Genomic DNA, 23,482 nt, shown 5'->3' on the forward strand with positions numbered 1-23,482 from the left:
GAAAACAATCATATGTCTTAATGTTAATCTAGTTTATAATAACATAGCAATTGCAAAAAACTATTACAGGTTCTTTTTTAAAATGGGCAGGTGGAAAGAAAAGATTAGTAGTATTATTAGACAAGCTTACACCAAGTAATATCGAAAGATATTATGAACCGTTTTTAGGCGGCGGAGCTTTTTTCTTTTATCTAATTCAAACACGAAAGCCGTTTAAGGCATTTTTGTCAGATTCCAATCCTCAATTGATAAACACCTATAGAGTAGTCAAAAACAATGTAAAAGAATTAATAGAAATCCTGCAAGATCATCAAGAAAAATACTACCAAGGTGGTGAAAAATACTACTATATGGTCAGAGATAACAATAACGGCTCTAAAGCCAACCCAACGGAATTAGCAGGCAGATTCATCTTCTTAAATAAAACCTGTTACAATGGATTGTATAGAGTAAATAAAATAGGAAATTTTAATGTTCCACATGGGAGATATTTTAATCCAAAAATTTGCAATAAAGAAAAGCTGATTGAATGTTCTCTTCTATTAAATCGTTCTGATGTAGATATCCAATGTGATATTTATAAGAATACTACTTCAATGTGTAAGGAAGACGACTTTGTATATCTTGATCCCCCGTATTTTCCATTATCAAGAACATCAAACTTTACTGATTATACAAAAGAAAGTTTTGGAGTCAAACAACATATGGAACTTGCTATTGAGTTTGACCGTCTGAACAATATTGGCGCTAAAGTATTGCTTTCAAATTCAAACTCAGAGTATGTGAAATCATTGTATGAAAAATATACCATTCTAAAAGTAAAAACACAAAGAAATATCAATTGTGATGCAAAAAGACGAAGAGATCATTATGATCTGATAATCACCAATTTTGCCAAAAATACAAATACAAAGCAAACAGAAAATACCAGCGTAAGAAAAGTAACAAATAAGAAAAAAATTATTGCATCAAACATTTAGAGACACAACACGAGATGTCTAGCACACATACTATCTTTTTCTCATCTCCTCTTTTTGTCTTTATTTATCTCTATGGGATTAAGATAGCAAGATTAGATAACACCTGCCATTCGAAGTTTTTGAGGCAAATAAGTTTCAGACAAATACTTGAACCCATGTTTAAAGAAAGCATCCAATTCGCATTTTTCTTTTTTATTTAAAAATAGATTTAGCTCTTTTTGCCATTGCTTGTCTTGCATCCAAGGTTTTTTCTTCATATCGTTTGCTCTGTTGATGTCTTCGTCACTGGCTGTCAGTCGTGCAACTTCAGGAATGTTAAACTCATAAATATCAGAAAACATCATTCCGAGGACCTGAGCGTTTGGAGTAACTAGTCTCTCACTATCATAACTTAATGATTCACTACCTATTTTGTACCTAAGGGCGATGCCTAGTCCCCAAGGATCTGCATCGGCAAAAACAACTACAGGTTTTTTCCATTTTTCGTTTAGAATCTTTACCATCATTCTCGTAGCTCGGTCTGGTTCCCCTGAGCCAGTCATCAAAATGGCATTATATTTCTGAATAAAACCTGATTTTCTAATGTTATTTAAAACGGTATCCTTTTCCACCACCATAACAAAGTCGGCCTTTACATCCTCGATTTGTACATCGCCTATATTAGTAGGTATTAACTGAGAAGTTGCTCGGCTCCCAAGGTTGCAATCAATAATATCCCCACCCACACGTAATTTTATAGGACCAGATATCATACCCTTTGGTTTAGAAGTAACAGAAAATTCCTCTCTTGGGATACCGGTCAAAAGTTCCAGTGCCTTTATGGCACTATCAGAGTCATCTTGACCTGACCAAAATTTTTGTTTATTTTTGTCATCGCCAACACTACTGAGAGTGGCATAGTACATCCCTCGTATGGTGCTTTCCATATCCTCATCGAGTAACTTTTTTACCGCATTGGCCATTACCAAATACTGAGCAAACGTAGGTATCCGCTTTACACTATCAGGGCTAACCTCTATTTTTTTATCACCTATAGTAAGCATTCTTTTTTCATCCGACCAAACGGTATTATCATAGCCTATCTTTGGTAAATCCAAGATGGGCATCTGATTATGTTTGATTACATCATCTGATATTTTCTTCATGATACGCTTTATGATGGTTATAAACTCCTGCTTTTTTACACTGGACAATTAATAGATCATCTATTTCCTTTTACCCTTATTTACCCTTTTATTGAATGAATCCATGGTTGATTGAAATTGTTTTGATTGAGAAGTGTAGGTGGAGGAGGAAATTTTACTTGCATTTCCGGGTCCAGAGTCAGATCCATTTTTAGCTACAAATGTCCCTCTATTGATATTCATCTTGCGTGATGGTTTTTTATTCTTGATTCTAAGAATGTCTTTTTTCAAAATATTATTAGTTCTATTTTCATCATTTTTATTTGATGTCGATGATTTCTTTAGTTTGGATTTTCTTTCTTTAGATATGGTCTCTACCTTTGTAGCCTTTTTATTCAGTTTCCGATTTTCAGCAATACTCCTTGATTGTTTTGTTTTATTATCAAACTGATCCGATGATCTGCTTATCTTCTTTATTGTGGTATTGGAATTATTGTTATTATTGATGCTTCCAGATTGCCTAATCGTGGAAATTGAATTTTCCTTTTTATGTTTGTTTGATCTTAAGAGCTGATTCTTTTTCCCATATTTATGATCAATTTCAGGTAACGATAGAGATTTCATATCCGAGGTATTGGATTTAGATTTGTCAAATTTAGGGGTAGATGATCTACTAGTAGAGGATATAGGAGTAGATGAGGGTTTATTATTTGGATAAGAGAAGGATTGAGACCCAAAGGGTGAAGGGGATGAAGATGGGGCTAAAGACAGAGGATTATTAGAAGCAAAAGAAACTGAAGAAGACTTACCTTCAGATTCATCTGTCAGTGGTTTTTTAGACAAATGATTCTCAATTAGCCTAGTAAAAGATTCGCTTAATTTTGAACTCTTGACACCTAATGATTCATTTATAGAATCTACTATAAATGGTAGGTAATGTTTGTATAAGCGTAGTTTATTTTCAGCCTCTTTTAGTTTTAATTCTTTACGTATTTGGGTACTTAATTTCCTATATAGCTCTGAAAGACATGACTTCATATAATATTTTAATTCGCCTTCAGAAGCGATACTTTCTTTTCCTGCAGTTTTGTATGGTATTTTAGTTGAACAAATGTGGAAGAAAATATGTAAAGGTAACACTTCAATTATCCTATCTTTCTTTGATTCCTTGGTGTTTGTAGCAGAGAATTGCTCTTTTGCCTGTTTTTTAGTAATTCCCATCTTGTTAATTTCAACTTCGGAAATTACCTCCCTTGCTACATCCGATCCTTCATCATATAATAAAGGAATCTTGTTAGCGAATCTGTACATCTTAAAAGACGGAATATCTCCACCATAAGCTAAACCAGTTTCAACTATTGTCGGCCTATTGTTTATGACGCAGGTTCGTGATGTATACGCAGTCAGAACAGGTTTAAGAACTTTGACAGAAAAATTAGATTTAGATGTAGTAGTATTACCTTTAGTAGACGAAGACGATACCAATTTGTCGGAATTTGGAGATAAGCTTTTTAGCTTATCCTCGTTTGACAATGTCGTTGTATCGTCATTCGCTGATGATGGTAACAGTGACGCTAGTGCCACTTGGGTCTTACCGGTAGCAGTAGCAGTGGTAGCATCGGTAGTAGTAGATACAGTAGAGGTAGAAGTAGAAGAAAGAGATGCTACGGAATTACCAGGCTCCAATTGGTCAACCGATTTCCTAGTTCCCAAGTTCTCAGACAATGTTAGAGCATCATTGCTCTTACCAGAAACTATAGTATATTCAGACATCATACCAATGGTCAAAACATTCTCTCCGATAGGACTCAGATGGTCGGTATTAGGATTCTGGAACCGAGTTTTTTTGCATACATTCACTATCTTAATAAGATCATGTTCAGTGAAATCTCCAACACCGGTTTTTATAGAGAGGCCCGCCTTTGTTACAATATCTTTGGCCTTTTCATACGAGAGCTTTTGAAATGACAAGCTTAATATTTTAGGTAACGATATTTTTTGAGCGTGAAATTTAGAAATTGCCTTTTTTAGCGTTTTGAGATCCATGTCGGAAGGATGTGGTAGAATTTCTTGTGCAGGTTGAGGCATTATAGTTGTTCTTCTGTCAAAGTTAAAAATTCCATCATCTGTCTCGAAAGTTATAGATGCATAAGGATTTACGATACTTGTTTCAGAAACATATTCATAAATCTTATTTTTGGTTATAGGCATCAACTTTGCTCTTAAAATAACTTCTATTTTAAATCCAGATCTACTTTTGATATGAACATCATTGCCTTTTAGTAATCTTTTAGATAATACTATTGGTTTATTGGTTCCTATATCGGTCCTAAGTTCAAAATAATATTCATCCGATTCATCTATTGAGCGATTCCATACCCTAATTGGAAAGTCGGTATCTTTCGTAGAGAAGGCCGCAACCATTTTTAACCCAACACCAAAAAGCCCTCTCTGTTGTTTTTCCATATATTTTGCAGAGGTTAAAAATGAGCACACAGCTACTGGTAATTTTTCTGAGTTAATACCTGTACCATTATCCTCGCATGAAAGAACCCACATGTCATTTGACGGGTCAAAGGTTTTAAGAGATACTTTGATAGATGGTAAAATCGAAAAACTTTCACAAGAATCTAATGAATTTTCAATTAGTTCTCTTATGGCCATATATAAAATACGTTCGCCAGTAAAACCTGCCAAAGCAGAATTATCTACAAAAAATTCAGATTCTGCCTTCTTGTTATAAATAATTCTATATTTTTCTAGCTTACTAGACCTCCGGATATTTTCCTCCTCTTTACTTATCGGCTTCTTATCAGCATTGGAATCCAAAACAGCATCATCTGTTTTCGATGATACAGTAGTATTAGTAATAGAGTTGGCGGCATAATTGGTTGTAATGGTGGTGGAAATGGTTGTAGTAGTACTAGCAGTAGTCGAAACTAATGGGGTCTTGATAGCATTAACATCATTGACAACATCGGCAGAAGTTGTTGAAGCAGAGGATTCGAGTGATATCGGCATCGGCATCGGCATCAAATATAGTAAGTAATATCTTATTTGATTTAATCGTTATTCCATGCATATAGAAAATGATACTATCAGGTCTATAGATTTGTACAAAATAGATCCTAAAATCAATTAATCGATCTGAGAACCATATGGAGTAGAGGAATTTTTTAATTCCCTGACAGTATCAGGCAGAATTTCCAACAGATAGCGTTTTTTCCCTTTTTGGATTACTATATAATCAGAACCAGATCCTACCACAGTTCCATTTAACAATTCTTTAATTTTCAAATAGATAGTATGATAAACAAAAGGGACATATACGTATTTAAATACTATTTTTTGTTTAGCTTTTACATAACTATTGCAAATAGCTAGCTGTCAAATGGTTGTATAGATACAAATAACATGCAAACAGAGAGAAAATAGGATTATTGAATGAGTAATGGTTGTTCTGTTCAGATGCCATGATACAAAAGACATAAGAATTCTCTGGTCATAATATTCAATTATGGATGCCAAATGTGTAAATTGCAACATGAGAGCAGAATTTAATATCGAGGAAAACAAGATAACATGCAAACGATGCAAATTAGAGATAGATTACGACGACTACATAGAACAAATGAAAGAAAAAGCTGCTACACTAGCAGATGACTTTCAGTCGAGTTGGAATAGAAGAGGGTTTTAATTATCTCGATTTATCAAGTAAATGTATATTTATAGGTGAACATATTCAATTTTTCAGCAAGATTAATTAAGGCTACAAATTCAAATAAAAAAGACTTTGGTAGAATTTAAAGTAGTTATTTCAGATTCAACTGGCAAAAGCACTACACAGGATTTAAAAGACAAGAGTGCCCAGCCTCTTTTAGGTTCTAAGCTTGGAGATGTATTAGAATCATCTATTTTTGGGTTGAATGAAGGTAAGGTAAAATTAACAGGTGGCAGCGATAAATCAGGAACTCCTATGCGATCGGATCTGCACGGAGCTACAAAAAAGTATGTGCTCATGACAAAAGGTGTTGGAATGCGTAACTTACAACCAGGGGAGAGAAAGAGAAAATTAGTTCGAGGAAATCTTGTCACAGAAGAAATTTACCAGTTAAATTGTCAGCTGATAGATGCAAAATTACCTGAAAAGGAACAACCAGCTGCTGCTGATCCGGGTGCTGGATCTGGTGCAGATAGTACCAAAAACGAAGCATCTTCATAGTATGCAAAAATCAATCAAGATGATTGATTCATAGATGAGTTTTTACCAAATTTTTTATTATTGTTCAATTGTAAATAACCATTTTTTGAGTTTAATATTTTAAGTAAATTAATATTTGAATGAAAAAATACAAAAGGTATTGCACTGGAAGGATACTTTACCTGAGTGGTATGTTCAAAAATATGGTTATCAACCCTGTATTAACATAGGTACCTCAGGACATGTAGATCATGGTAAAACAACACTTATTGAAGCTATTACAGGAGTATGGACAAGTGGTCATAGTGAAGAGCTTCGACGAGGAATCACAATCAAGGTGGGCTATGCGGATGCCGCCTTTTATAAATGTCCAAATTGCCCTCCTCCGTCTAATTATTCAGTTCAACCCAAATGTAACCTATGCAACTCTCAGGCAGAATTATCCAGAGTAGTTAGTTTCGTAGACTCTCCAGGACACGAGAGTTTGATGGCAAACATGCTCTCTGGAGGTGCGCTCATGGATGGTGCAATACTAGTTGTTGCTGCAAATGAAAAGGTACCTCAGCCTCAAACAAGAGAACACCTCTTAGCATTGCAAGTATTAGGTATTGAAAACATTGTGATTGTTCAAAATAAGGTAGATCTGGTTGAGAAAGAAAATGCCGTAGAAAATTATAATCAGATAAAAGAATTTGTAAAAGATAGCGTAGCAGAAAATGCGCCCATAATTCCAATTTCAGCTCAACATAGGGTAAATATTGACGTATTAATAGAGTATATTGAAAAGTATATTCCCACTCCTGACAGGGTTAGTAACGATAACGGTATCATGCATATACTAAGATCATTTGATATAAACAAACCTGGAACTCCAATCAGGGCCATTAAAGGAGGTGTTTTGGGAGGAGCCCTGATTCAGGGTAAATTTGAAGTTGGAAATGAAATAGAGATTCTGCCTGGAATTTATAATGAAAGAAAGAACAAGTATGAATCGATCTTTTCTGAGATAGCTTCCTTGGCTACAGGTGCTGGATTAGTAGAAAAAGTCAGACCAGGCGGGTTGGTAGCTATAGGCTCAAAACTAGACCCTTCCTTTATCAAGAGTGATTCACTGATAGGAGCTGTTGTTGGAAAGCCAAATTCTTTACCTCCAGTAGTCGATGAAATTACCATAGACATTAATCTATTCGATACAGCAGTAGGGACTCAAGATCTGGTAAAGGTCGAGCCAATCAAGACAAGAGAGAATCTGAGGTTAAATATTGGAACCGCTGTTACTATCGGGAACGTTACAAATTCAAGAAACCAAAGAATCGAAGTAAAAATAAAAAAACCTGTTTGTTTAATGCCTAAAAGTCGGGTAGCTTTGAGCCGAAGAATTGCTGATAGATGGCGATTGATAGGTGCAGGAATAGCCGTTTAAAAAAATGGAGATTGTTTGTGATACTAGTTTTTTAATGATCTTGTGTTATGAGCCAGTCAAGAACTTGGATGCAATGGAATCGAAATTCGGAAAATTAATTTGGTTAATTCATCCAGAAACAGTTGACGAACTAATAAAGTTAGAGAAAGCTGCAGGAGTGAAAAGATCCAAGATTGCAAAATTATCCCTAAAAATTGTCAAAGATCAGATAGAAAAAGGAGATTTCAGATATTTGGAGAAAGATGATCTGAGTAAGTTTGAAAAAAGAGTTGAAAATTCTTCGGTAGACTCGGTCTTGCTAAATCTTTCTTACCTAAAGAAAAAGCCCCTTGCTACAATCGATAAAGACTTGTCAAGACGAGCTTTAAAAAAAGGAGTCGACGTCATTACCCTAAAAAATAATAAGATAATATATGTTCATTCCAAACTTGGATCAAACTTAAATCAACCCTAATCATTTTCTTTATACTATGATTGATGTTGAAGGAGTGGAAATAAGATGGAATGGACACGATGGATTTAGGTTTGATTTAAAAGATAATAAAAGGAAGATTTATGTCGATCCCTACAAGCTAATTTCAGGATACAATCACAAAAACGACGCTGATATAATTTTGATCTCACATAACCATTTTGATCATTTAAGTGTTGAAGATATAAACAAGATAATTAATAAGAATACTAGGATATATTGTGCAGAGGAATGTTTGGATTCTTTGAAAAAAAATTATCCACAAAACGATATCACCGTATTAAAACCCGGAGAGACAAGAAAGTTAGAAGATGGAATAACGATTACAAGTGTAGAATCTTACAACACAAATAAGGACTTTCACCCGAAGAAGGATGAAAAAATAGGATTCCTCATAAAAATGAACAATAATTTGACAATTTATCACACAGGGGATACGGATATTATTCCAGAAATGGAAAAAGTAGATACAGATATTTTGTTGATACCTGTTTCAGGTACATATGTAATGACGGCACAAGAAGCAATCAAGGCTACAAATGAAATAATAAAACCAAAAAAACTTGCAATACCAATGCATTATGGATCGATAGTTGGAAGTGTTAAAGATGCAGAGGAGTTCTGCAAAAATGTGAACGTTTGCAAGACTGTAATGCTAGAAATAGAATAAATAAATTCTACGCTTGTACATCTACGTCACGTCAATCTATTTTTCTACCCCTCAGTTTGTTGCGCGCGTATTCACTAATATATATATTGGGTATTTGCTTATTTGTTTATTTGGTTGGTTGCGTATATGCATAACTGCTCTTGCGTCTTGTACCCATTGTCTCATCAAATACACTAAGAATGATTAAATATCAAATAAAGTTAGAAAAATCATAATAGCGTGTAGGTAATGGCAGAAAAAAGTTTTTTTAAATCAGAGAAGAATAAAAAAATAACCAAATATCTTCTTGTAATCGCTGTACTGTGCTTGGCTTTTTCAATTGCTTTCATACTTAGAGCTTATCCGATAAAGTATGGGTTTTATCTTAATGAATTTGATCCATTTTTTGATTATAGAGCTACAGAATACATAGTAAATAATGGGATAGTAGCGTATTTTGACTGGCATGATTATAAATCATGGTATCCAGATGGCAGAGACATAGCAGGAACATCTCAGTCGGGCTTGCACCTGACGGCGGCCATTCTTTACCAAATTTTCGGACTGAACATGAAGTTAATGGATTTTACCATATGGTTTCCAGTTGTCATTGGGTCGGCGTCAACCGTATTAATATTCTTGCTAGTGCGAGTAATAACAGGTAGTACTGTTCCTGGCTTAATTTCATCTCTATTTTTTGCTGTGAGTCCAGCAATAATACAAAGAGGTAACTTGGGTTGGTTTAAGTCAGAACCATTGGGACTATTTTATGGTCTTAGTGGTACTTACCTCTTCTTATCAGCCCTAAAGGATAAAAAATACAAACATATAGTCCCAAAAGCAATTTTTGGAGGAATTTTAATAGGACTTGCAGTAACCTCATGGGGAGGATCTCAATATTTCGTAATACCGATTGGAATCTTCATAATAGTATTAGGATTTGTTTCTAAAGACCTCAAAAACAACTTGATAGTCGCCGTTTTGTTTACAATATCAGTCATCTCTGTGGCTGGTGCATTTCCAAGACCAGGAATGTCGTTTGTTATCGGTCTTCCAGGTATTTTATTAATGACCAGTACACTTTTCTTATTTGTAACCACTATAGTGAGATTAAAAAGTCCAGAGAGAAGAGCAACTCTGAAGACTGCAGTAGTATTAGGGATTTTCGTAATAATTGGAATTTCTATAGTGGCAGGAGGTTTTTACAAAACGCCATCATTTAGGTATCTCAATGCCATCAACCCGTTTCTCTCTGCAGAGAATAAACTAGTAGAATCAGTTGCAGAACACTTTACACCTACCCTAGTAGACTACTTTAGGCAGTTTTCGGTTCTAATAATTTTCGCAGGCTTGGGAATATGGCTGGCGTTTAAGAACAAGAGTAATAATTCCAATATGATTTTTGCATTGATCATAGGATTAACAGGGATTTACATTAGTGCGACATTTGCAAGATTGCTAGTATTTGCGTCGTTAAGTATTATAATACTATCAAGTATAGGGATTTACCAATCGATAAGAAGTATAACATCAATCAGAGCAGAATACGAACAAAGAGCCTTATCAACTTCTGCTTCTTCTTCCTCATCATCACCATCGTCCGCATCATCTGGTTCCTCTTCTCCGTCAAAAAAGGACGATTCGAAGATGAGAAAAGAGATGAAGATGAAGATGAGAAAGGACATCTTGCCTTATGTGGGTTTTGCAGGGATATTGATAATTATGCTCACCATTCCCATGGTTTATGACAGCAATACAAACTGGATTACATCTGCTGATGTTCCAACTTCAATAGCTAATGGAGGTACTAACTATAGATTGACTACTGATGATTGGATTGAAGCGCTGGATTGGATATCTGAGAACACACCCGAAGATTCGGTGATAACATCATGGTGGGATTATGGATATTGGATTACTACACTTGGAAATAGAACATCTATTGCTGATAATGCAACGATTAACCAAACAAGGATTGAAACTATAGCAAAGATGTTTATCAGTCCGGAAGAGGAAGGATGGAAAATTGCCAACGATCTAAAATCAGACTATATATTGATATACATAGTAGGACAAAAGCTTCCGTCATTAGACCCTGCAAATCCAATTCCACTTTACGTACTGGGTAGCGGAGGAGACGAAAGCAAGAAACAATGGTTTATCCGTATAGGAGGATTTAATGAAGCAGAATACGTAAGATCTGACGGCATAACTCCGACTGACAAGTTATGGGATTCACTTTTAGGAAACATGATGCCCTTTGAGACAGTTGGATACTTTAATCCTAGTACTGGTACCCTGTCACCGACATATCAACCAAACACTATTCCATTTTACACAAAGAATATCAAGTATCCTAAAGGCAATACAGAAGAACCTTTGTCTTTAGAATACGCGTCAAAGAGCTTTGAAAGCAATGATCCAGGATTATTTTTTGGGGTCTTGTTATACAAAATAAATCAAGACTATAATCCCGACTCGGACACATCCAATGCTACAGCCACATCCACCAATGGAACAACAACATCTGGATCAGCATCTTCATCATTGCTTTCCTCTGAGTCAGAAATAGGAGGTGTAACAGAAGGAAACCGCAATAATACAACAAATAATGGAACCAGCACCTCAAACTTACAGTCTAATATTTTAAATAATATGGGTAATACAACATCTTCGAATAACAACTTGACAAATGCTAACAACAATAATAACAATATCGCTCCGACTGCAACTATTGAAACAACACAAGGTCCAATAAAAGTAGAGTTTTATCCAGATATAGCTCCAAATCACGTAAAGAACTTTCAAGATCTAGCCCGTAAGGGATTTTATGACGGGATAGTATTTCACCGGATAGTTCCCGGATTTGTAATCCAAGCAGGTGATCCAAATACAAAAAATGATAGTGCTAGTAGAGACTCTTGGGGAACAGGGGGTCCAGGATATACCATAAATCAGGAATTCAACAGTATACCACATGAAAGGGGAATATTATCTATGGCTAGAACAAACGATCCCAACAGCGCAGGTTCGCAGTTTTTTATAGTCCTCAACGATTCAAAATTTCTGGATAACCAGTATACCGTTTTTGGCAGGGTAATAGAGGGATTAGAAGTAGTTGATAAGATTGCCAATACTACAACCAATTCAATGGATCAGCCACAAGACCCTAATGCAGCACGAATTACCAAGATAACAGTTCAATAAGATATTTTTTTATCTCATTTAGATACCAAGCCATAATAGATGAAAGGTAACACGGTACTTACATCAGCATGAATAGTAACTTGTTTGGCTTGAGTAGTAACTTTACCCCACGAAATTGCTTCCGCAACAGGAGCACCACTTAAACTACCATCCCACTCAGAAGCTGTTGTAATATAAACAGCATAATCTAATCCACCCCTGTATTGATTCCACCAAAGGGTATGATGTTTTGATAACCCCCCACCCATCATAAATGCGCCAGTCATTTTGGCATCAAATATCATCTCGGATAAAATCGTTTGGTCCCTCAATACATCGACTTTAAAATCCTTATGAGATTGATTGAACAGCCAAATTTGGTTACCCACGGCACCATCTACTATTCCTGGAACTATTACAGGAATATCGTTTTTGGTAGCCCAGTATAAGAAGGAAGATTCATTTAGATGGCTTCCGATAAACCGGAGAATTTCAGAAGGTGCCAATCCTAGTGACTGTGATTGCGATTGCAAACGGGATTTATTGATATTATAAAACTCCTGTAAGATAGGCTGGATTTTAGTTTCGATTAATGGGCCGTAATTATTGTTAGGAATAAGTATGTTACCTAATCGATGAATTTCCTTTTCCAAAAGGAATTGATCGTTTAACCTAAAATCACCTTCATAATATGAAGAAAAGGACTTTGCAATATCATGATCCAACGCACCGCATGTAGTTATAACGCAATCGAACATTCTATTTTTTATCATATCTCGAATGATACCCCGATTTCCAGTTGATACTAGAGCCCCAACAAATGAAAGGAACCTGGTGCAGTTTTTTTCTTCTATCATTTTTTTCAGTATTTCGATACCATAGGCCAGGTGTCTCCCTTCAAATCCACCCGAATCAGCCATGCCACTTAGGATTTGTTTCAATGATGTATTTCTGTTAATTGAATAATCGCTTACAGTTTTGGAAAGATATTCCAGGTCTGAACTATGTTTAACTATTGCATCATTATTTTTGATTTTTCTTTTACTGTTACTGTTAATATTGTTTTCTTTAAGGTCATTATTGTTATTCTTTCTGTGTCTTTCCTTTCTTTTTATGTAGTTCAACAATGGATGTAATTATTTTCGTATTAATAAACTGCATCGGGTAACATCCTCTTTATTATCCATCAACATAGCGATTACAAATATATAAGTTGGATATTGATTTAAGGGATTGAACCATAACCGACATAGTTTTTCAGGAAAAAAAATAGATCCTCCAGAGATTTCTGCTAATATGAGCGTTTCAGAAATGGTAGATTTATTTAGAAACACAGGATATAATGCACGAAGATTAGCAGAGGCAGCTGATATATTGAAAAAAATGATCGAATCTAATGCCACTGTTTGTTTGACCATTGCTGGGGCATTAACACCTATTGGATTTGGTAAAATGATAGCAACTATGATGGAAAAAGGTTTTGTGGATTGGATAGTTACTACGGGAGCGAATGCCTATCATGATTTACATTTTGCATATGATTTGCCGGTTAGGCAAGGTCATTTTGATGTTGATGATGATATATTGTATTCAAAACAAATCGTGAGAATTTATGATGTCTATATAAAGGAATACGGTACTCTCCAATCCCAAGATCTGATAATTCAGAGAAATATTCAAAAAATTTACCAAAAAGACATAGACATCTTAAATTGTTCAACTGCAGACTTATCTTATTTAATAGGGAAGGAAGCCTTTGAAAAGTCTAAATCGCCTGAGAAATCCTTTATGGTAGAAGCGTTCAAATCCAATGTCCCAGTCTATATACCTGCGCTTAGTGACTCGTCAATTGGATTAAACATGTTGCCATCAATGCTAGATGGAAAAAGGTCAATAAATCCTATTAAAGACATTGCAGAATCAACAGCAATCCTTTGGAAAAGTAAAATTTCTGGGGGATTTGAACTGGGTGGAGGCGTTCCTAAGAACTTTTTTCAACAGACTGGTCCAGCACTATATCAAATTCTAAAAATAAAAGAAGGCGGTCATGATTTTATAGTCCAGCTTACTGATGCGAGACCCGATACAGGAGGATTGTCAGGTGCAACATTACAAGAAGGAAAAAGCTGGGGAAAAATCAAGACATCTCATAAAGGAAATGTAATAGTTTATGGAGATTCATCGGTTTATTTTCCAATTCTCTGTTCGTATTTGCTAAGTGAATGCGAGCCCAGAGAGAGAAAACAGATATTCAAAGAGAAAGATTTGTGGGTAGAAGAAATGAAGAATCAATATTTAACTTCTAAATCCAAGACCTAATCATGAAAATTTCCGGTTTTCCTTCTTTATCTCATAACAATAACAAACAGGTAATAATTTGGAATACTGCAGAAAAAATATTTAAAACAAACAGAAACCCTATCATTCAAACGACAAGAAACAGTAACATAAAAAGGTTGAAAATGGATATTGTAATTAGTCGTTAAATGTCGGAATTCAATCAACTATTGGTAAGAAGGATAAAAAATGGTACTGTGATAGATCATATCGAGGCATCAAGGGCTTTACTTGTCCTTAACATTTTGAATATTACAGGCCAGGAGGGAAATGTAATAACTGTAGCATTAAATGTTCCAAGCGTTAAACAAAATAAGAAAGACATCATAAAAGTGGAAAACAAATTTTTAGAAAAGAAAGAAACCGACAAGCTAGCACTTATTGCACCTAATGCAACCATCAACATAATCAAAGATTACAAATTGATTGAAAAAAGAAGAATTCAGCTTCCAGATAAAATAATAGGATTTTTCAAGTGTCCAAATTTAAGGTGCATAACAAACACAGAAGAAGGATTAAGTTCAAAAATAGAGATCATTGATGAAAAAGAAATACTAATGAAATGTCAATACTGCGCAAGGTCAATAACCACCAGTGAATTAATCAAATAGTCAAAATAATTCAAAAAAGTTGTACTATAAGAATTTCAAATTTATCTATTATCTGCGGATCTGTAGATGAGCATATGTGTGTATGAATGTTTATTATCTAGATAATTTTGGCATGCATTATCAATTAAAAAAAGGTTAATTGCGACATTTTAAGTTCAAGCAGGTTTTATAAATATTAATCACCATCTATTCTCCTCTACAAACCTCGCAAGTATATGATCCATCAGCATATAGTAGAAAATCAGACCATTCGCCACATTCATCACAGTATCCAGAAATGTTTCTAGGTGAGCGCCCGATTTCACCTCGTATAAGCAAAGATTTTTCAGAAACTACATCGAATAATTCTGGAGTAACAGCGAGAACATCAGATACAGAGATAATTCCAACAAGATTACCTTTATGAGTTACGCCCAGGCGTTTAATCCCATGTTGTCTTAAAAGTCTTGCAGCGGAGGTAATACTCTCCTCACCGTTAATTGAAACCAATGGTTGCATTATACTTGATGCCTTTATTTCGGAAGGAATATGACCTAAAGCAACTGATTTGGAAACAATGTCCCAGTCTGTAACAATACCCAAAGGTTTGTCATTATCTATAATGATGATACTTCCAATTTTAGCGTCAGTCATTAGTTTTGATATCTTAACAAGATCATCGTTAGGCCCAGCATGAATAATAGGGCTATTCATAACATCACTAACCAAAACTCGTGTAGTCATTCCCGTGGTTTCGTCTCTAATATCTTTAGACACATCAAATCTTCAGTGTTTGAATTTAATTACTTTTCTATTCATAGATTCCAAAGATAATTCAAACAACTATAACATAGATCTATTCGCTCTGTTGAAGAACGTTGAACTCATGTTTGAATTCTCCTTTTTCAATTGGCAAAAGTTTAAACTGACCCACAGGAAGAATTCGCACGATTTCATCTATGGAAAGATTTTTTAAGTGATTTATAACGCTGTCAGGAAATTCATTTTTTAAAGAATATTCTACAAAATCGGCCTTTATTTTTTTTGAAGCCTTTACTACATCAAAACCCGAGGGAGTGATCTTTCTCAAACACACTGATCTTTTGGCGATAGCCTGAGGAGGGCCAACGATCAATAATGGTCTTTCATCGACAAATGAAAGCCCTATTGCTAGTTTTATTTCCAAGTTTTTAACAAAATTCTTTTTACCTTCAATTATAAACGCGCCTTTAGGCAGATATTGACCCGTTGGAGCTCCCTTCTTAACTTGATAAGGATAAACCCAATAAGCATCAGCCGAAGAAAGATTATCTTTCCAAGATCTACTGAAAGATACAGTTGCTTGGGACACCTGTAGTATACTTTGAGAGATGTCTTCGACGGACTTGGTATTGGCGTTTTTTAATATAAAGAATGGAGAGCCATGCACCTCTGCATGAAATACATAGTCATTTTCAGTCAAATGTTTTCTTATAAGCACCGAATTGGAAGAAGAATCTCTGCCTCCAATGGCTAACATATCATCGGTAGTAAGAAACCACCTATATTTTTCGTACCATTCTTTATTAGTTAAGATTTTGATTTCCGACAATGGTTTCTTGTTTTTTTGTTTTTGGATTTTTTCCATTTGCTCAAGTAACCTTGCTCTAGAGGCTTCGATGGTGGTCAAGCCCCTTTCCATTTCTTTGGCAGCATTAAATAAAAGTGACGAAATTTTCGGAATATTGATATTTCCTTTGTCCAAAGGTACTTTTTCTCCCATGATTTCCAGATAATCCTTACCCTTTATACTTACGATCTTGGCACCAAACTCATTTAATAACTCGGTTAGTGGTTGGTCATTATATTTCTCTGAAATAGCCTGCTCAGAAGAAGAAGAAGAAGAAGCGTAATGAGATGAAAAAGAACCGGTAGAAGCTTTTTGCATAAGCAAAGTGGCAAAATTTCGAAGTTGGTTTGATTTTGAAAGAACTAGTTCTTTGGCTTTAGCCTGTTCATCTAAATCATGCTCTATTGATTCAATCTGTTTTTCTAACTCCGAATTTCTACTTGTGCTATTTTGCAAGATAGTATAATTCAAGTATTCGTCAATCGCTTCAGCATATGAACTAAATCTTTTAACGTATTTGGAATCTACATCGATAGGAATTACAGGACTGATATCTAAAGGATTCTTGTTTTCGTCTAATATCAGACTTGGTTCATGCCCGACTCCAGCAGCAATATTTCTTATAACAGAGGTTAATACCCCGAACAAAATTTTTGTTTCAGAAGGAGTCAAATCTTTGATCTTCTTATTGGAAATCTTAGAATCATGAACAGCGAGTTCAATAAATTTCTTGGAAATGGACAAAGTTCTGCCCAACCATCTCTTTAAATCAATATTTTCAGAGTCACTTTTATCAAGTAAGGACAAAAAATCAGCATAGGTTATAGATAGAGGGTCGATTCCTCTTGTAGGTGGAGGAAAATACTTTAGACCGGTTCTTAGAATTCGGTGTCTGACATTAATTGGGTTTAGAATGTTAAGAATTTTATAAGAATCATTACAAATTATTATATTTCCTTGACCGAACAATTCAACAATTAGGTAATATTTTACTCCTTGGATACTTTGAAAAACAAACTGAACTATTCGTTCCCCCTGAATTACAAAGGCATCTATAAGTTTGGAGCGTTCTAGATAGGTCTTGATCTTCTTTAGAATGTCATTGTCTTCAATAATAGAGTATTTGTATTTGGTAATACAAATTCCAAATGTAGAAACAAGAAGAGAGACATCATTTTTTTGAGAATGATGAAATTTGATTATCAGAGAGTTTTTTGTTATAAGTGAAATGTTACTTACGTAATAAACGCTATCGATAACTTGTTTGATGTTATTTACGATAAATCTTAGCTCAATCTCCGAAATGGCCATTTGAATAATAATATTATGTTTTTAATGAATATAATAACGTAGGTGGATGATGTGCTATCATTTTTTCTCCATCTCTCCACTTCTCCACCCCTGTTCCTCGCCACCTATGTTCCTGGCTACCACTCTTTCTCTCAACCTTCCTGTCCATAGTACAGAGGATGCGGTAAGCCGAGGGTGTGAGTATGAAGGCAATAAATAATAGTATTAGTTGTTAAAACAGCATCAAAATATAGATAATCAGGTATTTTTTGGTTTTTGGTTATCCCCAGGTAGGTTATTGTTAGAATTATGAAAAGCAGAGATTAAATGTGGTTAATTAAAATTATTAGCACATACCATTGCAAATAGAAGATAAAATTTATTATTTAAGAATCGTTTTCGCTGCAATAGCAGGATCGATTTTAGGTATTATAGTAAAGCCCAATTCGGATCAGTCTAATACAATTGGATTGACAATACTAATAGGCATTATTTTTTATGCGATATCTCAAATAATTGCAATCAGAATAGCTAAAAATGTACCCAAGGATAAAAAGAAAAAAGTCATTACCATTGCAATTTTTGGATTTATGTTCATGCTATTGGTATTTATGATATTAATATACACGATCATGAACCAAAGCATCATATAATTTGAAAGAAGATAGATGACATGGAATTACAAGACTCCAGGTATTCCAGACGAATTATTTGACAGGACTGAAAATGTACCTATTACAAAAGAAGACATCAGATCTATAATTATCAGTAAATTGCGTTTAAGAGAAGGGATTACAGCCATTGATATAGGATGTGGCAGTGGAAGTATAACTGTAGAAATCTCTCTTCAAACCAGAGCCAAGGTATTTGCGATAGATTCGGATATGGATGCAATAAATTTGACTGAAAAAAATCTCACAAAATTTGGGGTTTTAAATAATGCAGTTATTATTCATGGAAGGGCCCAAGATGTATTGCCAACCTTGCCGATGGTTGAAGCAATAGTAATTGGTGGAACTACTGGAGAAACTGACAGAATAGTAAAGCTAGCACTATCAAAATTGAATAAAGGGGGAAGACTAGTTCTCACGTCGATTCTAATAGAGACCATTTACAATGCTCTTAAGGCTATGCAAGAATCAAATTTACAAGACATAGACATTACTCAGGTAACGATTGCTAAGTCAAAGAAAACAAGTTCTGGTACAATGATGATATCAAGAAATCCAGTCATAATTTTTTCTGGTACCAAATAGATGTTCAAATATGAACATTTTAATTAAAATAATTTAGAATTCTACTTATGCGTAATTCAGTTCTTTATTGTGTAGGTTGTGGTCCTGGTGATCCAGAGTTAGTAACTATAAAGGCAATTAATTTAATAAAAAATGCTGATATAGTTTTTACACCTACAGCTCGTGAAAATAAGCCAAGTGTTGCTTTTAAAATCGTTGAAAGTTATGTCTCCAAGGAAACTGAAGTACGGCAATTAATATTTCCCATGACAAAAGATGTGACGAAATTACGAGAATCCTGGAAAAATAATGCCAAGGAAATATCGGATGCTGTGAGAAGTGGAAAAAAAACCGTTTATCTAACTGTAGGTGATCCCTCATTGTACAGTACATGGATCTACATCTATAAAGAAATACAAAAGAGTCATAAAGATGTGGAGGTTGAAATTGTTCCCGGTATAACTTCAATCTTTTCATTTTCTGCCGAACTCAAGACTCCTGTTGGCGAAGGGGAGGAAATAATAGGCATAATACCCGCCTGTTATAATCTAGACAGGCTGAAAACTGCTGCAGAATGTTGTGACACGTTAGTATTCTTAAAGGATGGAAGATATTTTAACAATGTAATTGATATTTTGATGAATTCCAATTTTCCAGCAGAGTCTGAGGTCTTTATTGCCCAGGACGTGTCCACAAATGCCGAATCAGTAAAGAAACAAAAGTTAATAGATATTGCTAGTAACAAAAATGAAAACAATGATAAGTACTTTTCGATAATGATAGCCAAAAAGAAAAAATGATTCAAAAAAATACTGTGTACTTTGTTGGTTCTGGGCCAGGTGATCCAGAATTGATAACTATCAAAGGAAAAAACCTTGTAGAAAATGCTGACGTGATAGTCTATTCTGGATCCTTGCTGAATCCAGAATTACTAAGATATGCAAAAAAAGATGCTCAACTATTTGATGCAGCAAAATTGAGTAGAGTTGAGATCTATGAAATTCTCAAAGAAGCTGCAAAGAATGACAAACTCGCAATAAGATTTCATGATGGGGACCCTGGTTTATTTAGCACCATACGAGAACAAATAGACAAGTTGGAACAAGATAACATACGGTGTGATGTTGTACCTGGAATAACCTCGTTACTTGGTGCAGCAGCCTCCATGAACCTAGAAATGACCTTGCCAGGAATTACACAAACAATAATAATAACTAGAGCAGAATTTAGAACCCCGGTACCGGATAAGGAAAAAATCTCCGAACTGGCAAAACATGGAGCAACCATGGCATTTTATTTAAGCGTTCATTTGTTAGATAAGATAGTTAAAGAGCTGTTAAGTGGAGGAGTATACACTAATGATACACCTGTTGCGATAGTTTACAAAGCAACATGGAACGATCAAAAAACAATAATAGGAACAATTGGAACCATTGTGGCCAAAGTCAAAGAAGCAAGAATAGTTAAGACGGCATTAATAATTGTTGGAGATGTTATTGCCCCAAAGAAATACGAATATTCAAAGGTTTATGATTCACAATTTACACACGGATATAGAAGGAGCAAAGTCATTAATGATTCTTCTTAATTGATCGGAATACGCTGTAATTCCTTTTGATTAACAGAAGCCCATGCACCCATCCCTCGGCCATTAGTTCCTTCAAAATCAATAATCTGGCTTATGATTATCTCTTGAGGAGCCATAGGTGGCCAGAGCATAGCTACATAATCCCCTTGATTACCGGGCTTGTTCATGTCGGCCAAAATCATATTTTCAGGTTTAAACCCAACGGTAGAAAGCTTTGATTTTATTGATTCAAAAAGCTGTCTTTGGCCATGGACTATTATATGAACATTTTTATCTGAACTATAGTTAGACATATACCAATACTAAAAGTTGTGATTTTATAAAGAGGTTGCTAATTCATATATTATTTATGCACCTTGACCGCGTTCACATTTGAACTATTTTATATGGATAACCTGCATTGGTTGCTGACCGGATGTCATATTTTTTGTGTTTAGTCATATCACATCTTCTATAAGTATACAGTTTGAGATAGTTTAAATATTAGGCTAGCTTAATTAGGCATGACTAATGACTGGAAGTCAAGCATCCTTATCTTTACCATTAATTAAGGTTCTCAAAAAGGACCAAGAGGAAGAACAGGAAGAGAAGAGCATCATAACATTTATTTGCGAAAATACAGACGGAATTTTGGATCCGTTGGATCAAATGACTTTTGCACTAAACGAAACTGCAGTAAGATATGGCCCCGTAGTAGTATTAAAGGATGCACCATGAGACTTATATTGGTCTTGAGAGTTGGTAACATCTACTTCTAATACAGCAGCTGGCAGCAATCCCTCTTCAGGTAAACACATTATTCCGGAAGATAAAACTGATGAGGTAAAGGCACTAATTGCTAGATATGTGTTGTTGAAAATAGAGCAAAAAAAAATTGAAGCCAAATTAGCTGAAATAGCTAAATATTATGATGACGAGTCCTTAAGGACAATATTCGAACCCATAGGTGAATCAATGATGGGAGTAATTGGATTAGAATCATCTCACAATAGGAAAAACAAGGGTTCTACTGTTTAGAAAAGCTTACTAATCCATAAGATATCAAACTTACCACAAGTTTCATCAAGTTTGTCAGTCATTCAACTAACATACTTGTTGTAAAATGCATTATGAACAGATTTCAAATCAGAAAGATAAATCCTGTTTTATTTTAGGTCTATAGATGTGTAAACGCTTTTTAGCTAATTTTCTTCTATATTTAGCAAGTGGATTTTTTCCAGTCTTTGGCAATACTCTTCCTTTTATAATGACTGTGCCACAATTATTACAACAACCACGTATAGTGATCTTGTTATTTGCCAGTTTTACAAACTCTATATTTGACATAGTTACTGTGGATTTGCAGACAGTACAAAAATTAACCGAATAATCAGGCACAAAAAATATGCTTTCTAATAGAAATTTAAATTTTCTGTTGACTTTGTTATAATTACAATGGAGCGCCACTAGGACCATGTTATCGAGGGGTCAGTTTTACAACCATCCACCTTTACCAGTGTATTGATTACACGAAAAAAGATGGGTAAAAACATTCACGTATGGCTTGACGCGATTTATAGAGCAGTCCCCTCTTTTCCATTTCATATGTTTGTAGTTAAATTTCTAAAGTAGAACTTAGATTGACGTATGAATTGGGAATATACGACGATCTTTAATACCTTAGGCGGCAGTTCCTAGGGATCAAGTACACAATTAAAAAACATTTAATACCATGCTTAGTTAAATTAGAACCAACATGACATTACCAAAGGGATTTGGTTCACAATCTAAGACCCAAAAGAACAGAACTTTTGATGAATGGTGGGCAACCGTACCTGGGGATTTGAAAACAAAAGCTCGTAAGGGCGATGAAGATAACAAGGTTTTATTGAACCAGGTAAATTATGTATTACTTCATCTTCATCTTCAAGGCAAACACGATACAAAACCATCTCATGAAGAATTAAAAGATTGGCTTCATAGTGGTCAAGTAGACGTAATGCGTCAAATAAAAAAATAGACAATTTAGAAAATTTTATTTTTTTATTTTCTGTCTATTATAACATAAAAACTTTAAAATAAAATATATATATATATAAATATCCCTACAGATAGAAAGTAAGTTTTGAAGAGAGGTAGCCATATTGCAATATTTGATACTTTTAAGACATATCAAGCAAAATCTACCAGGGAATCAAAACGTCAAAGAGGAATAATTGCTCATATTGCATTAGAAAAAGATCCTAATGCTAAAACGAGGACTTCGATTGCTCACATGTTGGCAAGAAAGTACGGTATTGCATGGCAAAATATCTACTCTGCAATCTTCAAAGATCTTGATGAAGTTTTGATACCTGCCAAAGTAGTAAGAGAAGGCGGTAGATTGCCAACCAAAAGAGGCCCAAAAGCCTTACAAATAGAAGGAATACCTTATTACGAGCTTACAAACACCGGGCTTTTAATTGCATCAACTATTGAAGAAACAGGGGATATTAGATTTCGCATGAAGTTATTGGAGCTTTACATATTGAATTCAAATATAAACAATACAACTAGAAATGAAAACACCTCAATAATTAACGAAGGTATTTTACTATTATCAAGATACGCACCTTCCTTTATATTAAAAATAATTAATGAGTATATTATTGCATATAATAGAGGGGAAATCGAAAGATTAGACACTCTCGATATTGAAAATTTGAAAAAAGTAATCTCCAAGCAAATAGCCATTGAAAAAGAATTGGTTGAAGCTTGTATGGTATTATCCAATGACAAAAAGGAATTACTAAAGAACTTTATTGAAAAAATCAGTTGAT

General features: G+C 34.7%; 26 protein-coding genes. 17 read left to right on the forward strand and 9 right to left on the reverse strand.

The features are described 5' to 3' along the window. Positions 1-50 precede the first annotated feature (50 nt). Positions 51-980, forward strand: a complete 930-nt coding sequence (locus tag NFRAN_RS05570) for a DNA adenine methylase (protein ID WP_134483661.1) — start codon at positions 51-53, stop codon at positions 978-980. Between the two features lie 92 nt (positions 981-1,072). On the opposite strand, the gene NFRAN_RS05575 is transcribed toward NFRAN_RS05570, so the two are convergent. The 3 genes from NFRAN_RS05575 to NFRAN_RS13400 form a co-directional block, all read right to left on the reverse strand. Continuing rightward, the gene (locus NFRAN_RS05575; protein WP_134483663.1) at positions 1,073-2,173 is read right to left on the reverse strand and encodes a DNA topoisomerase IV subunit A; all 1,101 of its coding nucleotides are present in this window, start codon (positions 2,171-2,173) and stop codon (positions 1,073-1,075) included. Between the two features lie 12 nt (positions 2,174-2,185). Next, complete coding sequence (locus tag NFRAN_RS05580) at positions 2,186-5,125, reverse strand: DNA topoisomerase VI subunit B (RefSeq protein ID WP_172602159.1); 2,940 nt, start codon at positions 5,123-5,125, stop codon at positions 2,186-2,188. A gap of 117 nt (positions 5,126-5,242) precedes the next feature. Next, positions 5,243-5,401 carry a DUF3237 domain-containing protein gene (locus NFRAN_RS13400; protein ID WP_145988035.1) on the reverse strand — a complete coding sequence of 53 codons (159 nt, stop codon included), beginning with the start codon at positions 5,399-5,401 and terminating at the stop codon, positions 5,243-5,245. A 247-nt stretch (positions 5,402-5,648) separates the two neighbouring features. On the opposite strand from NFRAN_RS13400, the gene NFRAN_RS05585 reads away from it, so the two are divergent. The 6 genes from NFRAN_RS05585 to NFRAN_RS05610 all read left to right on the forward strand — a co-directional run bounded on the left by NFRAN_RS05585 (position 5,649) and on the right by NFRAN_RS05610 (position 12,056). Further along, positions 5,649-5,801, forward strand: a complete 153-nt coding sequence (locus NFRAN_RS05585; RefSeq protein WP_134483667.1) for a zinc-domain-containing protein — start codon at positions 5,649-5,651, stop codon at positions 5,799-5,801. Between the two features lie 96 nt (positions 5,802-5,897). Beyond that, a complete protein-coding gene (locus NFRAN_RS05590) occupies positions 5,898-6,326 on the forward strand; it encodes a S6e family ribosomal protein (RefSeq protein WP_134483669.1) in 429 nt (142 codons plus the stop codon). Positions 6,327-6,465: 139 nt separating this feature from the next. After that, the gene (locus NFRAN_RS05595; protein WP_134485692.1) at positions 6,466-7,728 is read left to right on the forward strand and encodes a translation initiation factor IF-2 subunit gamma; all 1,263 of its coding nucleotides are present in this window, start codon (positions 6,466-6,468) and stop codon (positions 7,726-7,728) included. Between the two features lie 4 nt (positions 7,729-7,732). Beyond that, positions 7,733-8,182 (forward strand): hypothetical protein, encoded by a 450-nt coding sequence (locus tag NFRAN_RS05600; RefSeq protein WP_134483671.1) that lies wholly within the window; start codon positions 7,733-7,735, stop codon positions 8,180-8,182. Between the two features lie 16 nt (positions 8,183-8,198). Continuing rightward, positions 8,199-8,870, forward strand: a complete 672-nt coding sequence (locus NFRAN_RS05605) for an MBL fold metallo-hydrolase (RefSeq protein WP_134483673.1) — start codon at positions 8,199-8,201, stop codon at positions 8,868-8,870. Positions 8,871-9,098: 228 nt separating this feature from the next. Further along, a complete protein-coding gene (locus tag NFRAN_RS05610) occupies positions 9,099-12,056 on the forward strand; it encodes a peptidylprolyl isomerase (protein WP_134483675.1) in 2,958 nt (985 codons plus the stop codon). A gap of 14 nt (positions 12,057-12,070) precedes the next feature. On the opposite strand, the gene NFRAN_RS05615 is transcribed toward NFRAN_RS05610, so the two are convergent. Next, complete coding sequence (locus NFRAN_RS05615) at positions 12,071-13,159, reverse strand: deoxyhypusine synthase (protein ID WP_232037944.1); 1,089 nt, start codon at positions 13,157-13,159, stop codon at positions 12,071-12,073. A gap of 109 nt (positions 13,160-13,268) precedes the next feature. Here NFRAN_RS05615 and NFRAN_RS05620 point away from each other — a divergent pair, with 109 nt between their 5' ends. Beyond that, the gene (locus NFRAN_RS05620; protein ID WP_134483676.1) at positions 13,269-14,354 is read left to right on the forward strand and encodes a deoxyhypusine synthase family protein; all 1,086 of its coding nucleotides are present in this window, start codon (positions 13,269-13,271) and stop codon (positions 14,352-14,354) included. A gap of 167 nt (positions 14,355-14,521) precedes the next feature. Then, entirely contained in the window at positions 14,522-14,983 is a 462-nt protein-coding gene (gene pyrI / locus NFRAN_RS05625) for an aspartate carbamoyltransferase regulatory subunit (protein WP_172602160.1), read from the forward strand. A 186-nt stretch (positions 14,984-15,169) separates the two neighbouring features. On the opposite strand, the gene NFRAN_RS05630 is transcribed toward pyrI, so the two are convergent. From NFRAN_RS05630 to NFRAN_RS14320, 3 genes are all read right to left on the reverse strand, one after another. Then, the gene (locus tag NFRAN_RS05630; RefSeq protein WP_134483680.1) at positions 15,170-15,739 is read right to left on the reverse strand and encodes a CBS domain-containing protein; all 570 of its coding nucleotides are present in this window, start codon (positions 15,737-15,739) and stop codon (positions 15,170-15,172) included. 79 nt (positions 15,740-15,818) lie between these two features. After that, entirely contained in the window at positions 15,819-17,882 is a 2,064-nt protein-coding gene (gene rqcH / locus NFRAN_RS05635) for a ribosome rescue protein RqcH (RefSeq protein WP_134483682.1), read from the reverse strand. A 13-nt stretch (positions 17,883-17,895) separates the two neighbouring features. Further along, positions 17,896-18,030 carry a hypothetical protein gene (locus tag NFRAN_RS14320; RefSeq protein WP_269472315.1) on the reverse strand — a complete coding sequence of 45 codons (135 nt, stop codon included), beginning with the start codon at positions 18,028-18,030 and terminating at the stop codon, positions 17,896-17,898. A gap of 190 nt (positions 18,031-18,220) precedes the next feature. On the opposite strand from NFRAN_RS14320, the gene NFRAN_RS05640 reads away from it, so the two are divergent. The 4 genes from NFRAN_RS05640 to cobM are packed head-to-tail and all read left to right on the forward strand — an operon-like array spanning position 18,221 to position 20,684. After that, a complete protein-coding gene (locus NFRAN_RS05640) occupies positions 18,221-18,514 on the forward strand; it encodes a hypothetical protein (protein ID WP_134483684.1) in 294 nt (97 codons plus the stop codon). 15 nt (positions 18,515-18,529) lie between these two features. Further along, a complete protein-coding gene (gene cbiT / locus NFRAN_RS05645; RefSeq protein WP_134483686.1) occupies positions 18,530-19,117 on the forward strand; it encodes a precorrin-6Y C5,15-methyltransferase (decarboxylating) subunit CbiT in 588 nt (195 codons plus the stop codon). A gap of 47 nt (positions 19,118-19,164) precedes the next feature. Then, complete coding sequence (gene cobI / locus NFRAN_RS05650; protein WP_134483688.1) at positions 19,165-19,896, forward strand: precorrin-2 C(20)-methyltransferase; 732 nt, start codon at positions 19,165-19,167, stop codon at positions 19,894-19,896. After that, the gene (gene cobM, locus NFRAN_RS05655; protein ID WP_134483690.1) at positions 19,893-20,684 is read left to right on the forward strand and encodes a precorrin-4 C(11)-methyltransferase; all 792 of its coding nucleotides are present in this window, start codon (positions 19,893-19,895) and stop codon (positions 20,682-20,684) included. The genes cobI and cobM overlap by 4 nt, the downstream gene beginning before the upstream one ends. On the opposite strand, the gene NFRAN_RS05660 is transcribed toward cobM, so the two are convergent. Next, the gene (locus NFRAN_RS05660) at positions 20,681-20,977 is read right to left on the reverse strand and encodes a hypothetical protein (protein ID WP_134483692.1); all 297 of its coding nucleotides are present in this window, start codon (positions 20,975-20,977) and stop codon (positions 20,681-20,683) included. The genes cobM and NFRAN_RS05660 overlap by 4 nt on opposite strands. A 217-nt stretch (positions 20,978-21,194) precedes the next feature. Here NFRAN_RS05660 and NFRAN_RS05665 point away from each other — a divergent pair, with 217 nt between their 5' ends. Both NFRAN_RS05665 and NFRAN_RS05670 read left to right on the forward strand, forming a co-directional pair. Next, on the forward strand, positions 21,195-21,401 hold the full coding sequence (locus NFRAN_RS05665; RefSeq protein WP_134483693.1) for a hypothetical protein: 207 nt from the start codon (positions 21,195-21,197) through the stop codon (positions 21,399-21,401). Positions 21,402-21,422: 21 nt separating this feature from the next. Beyond that, positions 21,423-21,701 carry a hypothetical protein gene (locus NFRAN_RS05670; protein WP_134483695.1) on the forward strand — a complete coding sequence of 93 codons (279 nt, stop codon included), beginning with the start codon at positions 21,423-21,425 and terminating at the stop codon, positions 21,699-21,701. A 108-nt stretch (positions 21,702-21,809) separates the two neighbouring features. On the opposite strand, the gene NFRAN_RS13405 is transcribed toward NFRAN_RS05670, so the two are convergent. Beyond that, positions 21,810-22,061, reverse strand: a complete 252-nt coding sequence (locus NFRAN_RS13405; RefSeq protein ID WP_172602161.1) for a hypothetical protein — start codon at positions 22,059-22,061, stop codon at positions 21,810-21,812. Between the two features lie 358 nt (positions 22,062-22,419). Here NFRAN_RS13405 and NFRAN_RS05680 point away from each other — a divergent pair, with 358 nt between their 5' ends. Then, the gene (locus tag NFRAN_RS05680) at positions 22,420-22,683 is read left to right on the forward strand and encodes a hypothetical protein (RefSeq protein WP_134483699.1); all 264 of its coding nucleotides are present in this window, start codon (positions 22,420-22,422) and stop codon (positions 22,681-22,683) included. 105 nt (positions 22,684-22,788) lie between these two features. Next, positions 22,789-23,481 (forward strand): hypothetical protein, encoded by a 693-nt coding sequence (locus NFRAN_RS05685; RefSeq protein ID WP_134483700.1) that lies wholly within the window; start codon positions 22,789-22,791, stop codon positions 23,479-23,481. Position 23,482 lies beyond the last annotated feature (1 nt).

The sequence above is a fragment of the Candidatus Nitrosocosmicus franklandus genome (assembly GCF_900696045.1).
Lineage (GTDB): Archaea > Thermoproteota > Nitrososphaeria > Nitrososphaerales > Nitrososphaeraceae > Nitrosocosmicus > Nitrosocosmicus franklandus_A.

Excerpts from the sequence above, each read along its gene's own strand:
- cbiT (WP_134483686.1), top strand. The coding sequence starts at position 18,530 with ATGACATGGAATTACAAGACTCCAGGTATTCCAGACGAATTATTTGAC.
- NFRAN_RS05665 (WP_134483693.1), top strand. The coding sequence starts at position 21,195 with ATGACTGGAAGTCAAGCATCCTTATCTTTACCATTAATTAAGGTTCTC.
- NFRAN_RS05660 (WP_134483692.1), bottom strand. The coding sequence starts at position 20,977 with ATGTCTAACTATAGTTCAGATAAAAATGTTCATATAATAGTCCATGGC.
- pyrI (WP_172602160.1), top strand. The coding sequence starts at position 14,522 with ATGTCGGAATTCAATCAACTATTGGTAAGAAGGATAAAAAATGGTACT.
- NFRAN_RS05605 (WP_134483673.1), top strand. The coding sequence starts at position 8,199 with ATGATTGATGTTGAAGGAGTGGAAATAAGATGGAATGGACACGATGGA.
- NFRAN_RS05610 (WP_134483675.1), top strand. The coding sequence starts at position 9,099 with ATGGCAGAAAAAAGTTTTTTTAAATCAGAGAAGAATAAAAAAATAACC.
- rqcH (WP_134483682.1), bottom strand. The coding sequence starts at position 17,882 with ATGGCCATTTCGGAGATTGAGCTAAGATTTATCGTAAATAACATCAAA.
- NFRAN_RS05580 (WP_172602159.1), bottom strand. The coding sequence starts at position 5,125 with ATGCCGATATCACTCGAATCCTCTGCTTCAACAACTTCTGCCGATGTT.
- NFRAN_RS05680 (WP_134483699.1), top strand. The coding sequence starts at position 22,420 with ATGACATTACCAAAGGGATTTGGTTCACAATCTAAGACCCAAAAGAAC.
- NFRAN_RS05600 (WP_134483671.1), top strand. The coding sequence starts at position 7,733 with ATGGAGATTGTTTGTGATACTAGTTTTTTAATGATCTTGTGTTATGAG.
- cobM (WP_134483690.1), top strand. The coding sequence starts at position 19,893 with ATGATTCAAAAAAATACTGTGTACTTTGTTGGTTCTGGGCCAGGTGAT.
- NFRAN_RS14320 (WP_269472315.1), bottom strand. The coding sequence starts at position 18,030 with ATGGACAGGAAGGTTGAGAGAAAGAGTGGTAGCCAGGAACATAGGTGG.
- cobI (WP_134483688.1), top strand. The coding sequence starts at position 19,165 with ATGCGTAATTCAGTTCTTTATTGTGTAGGTTGTGGTCCTGGTGATCCA.
- NFRAN_RS05585 (WP_134483667.1), top strand. The coding sequence starts at position 5,649 with ATGAGAGCAGAATTTAATATCGAGGAAAACAAGATAACATGCAAACGA.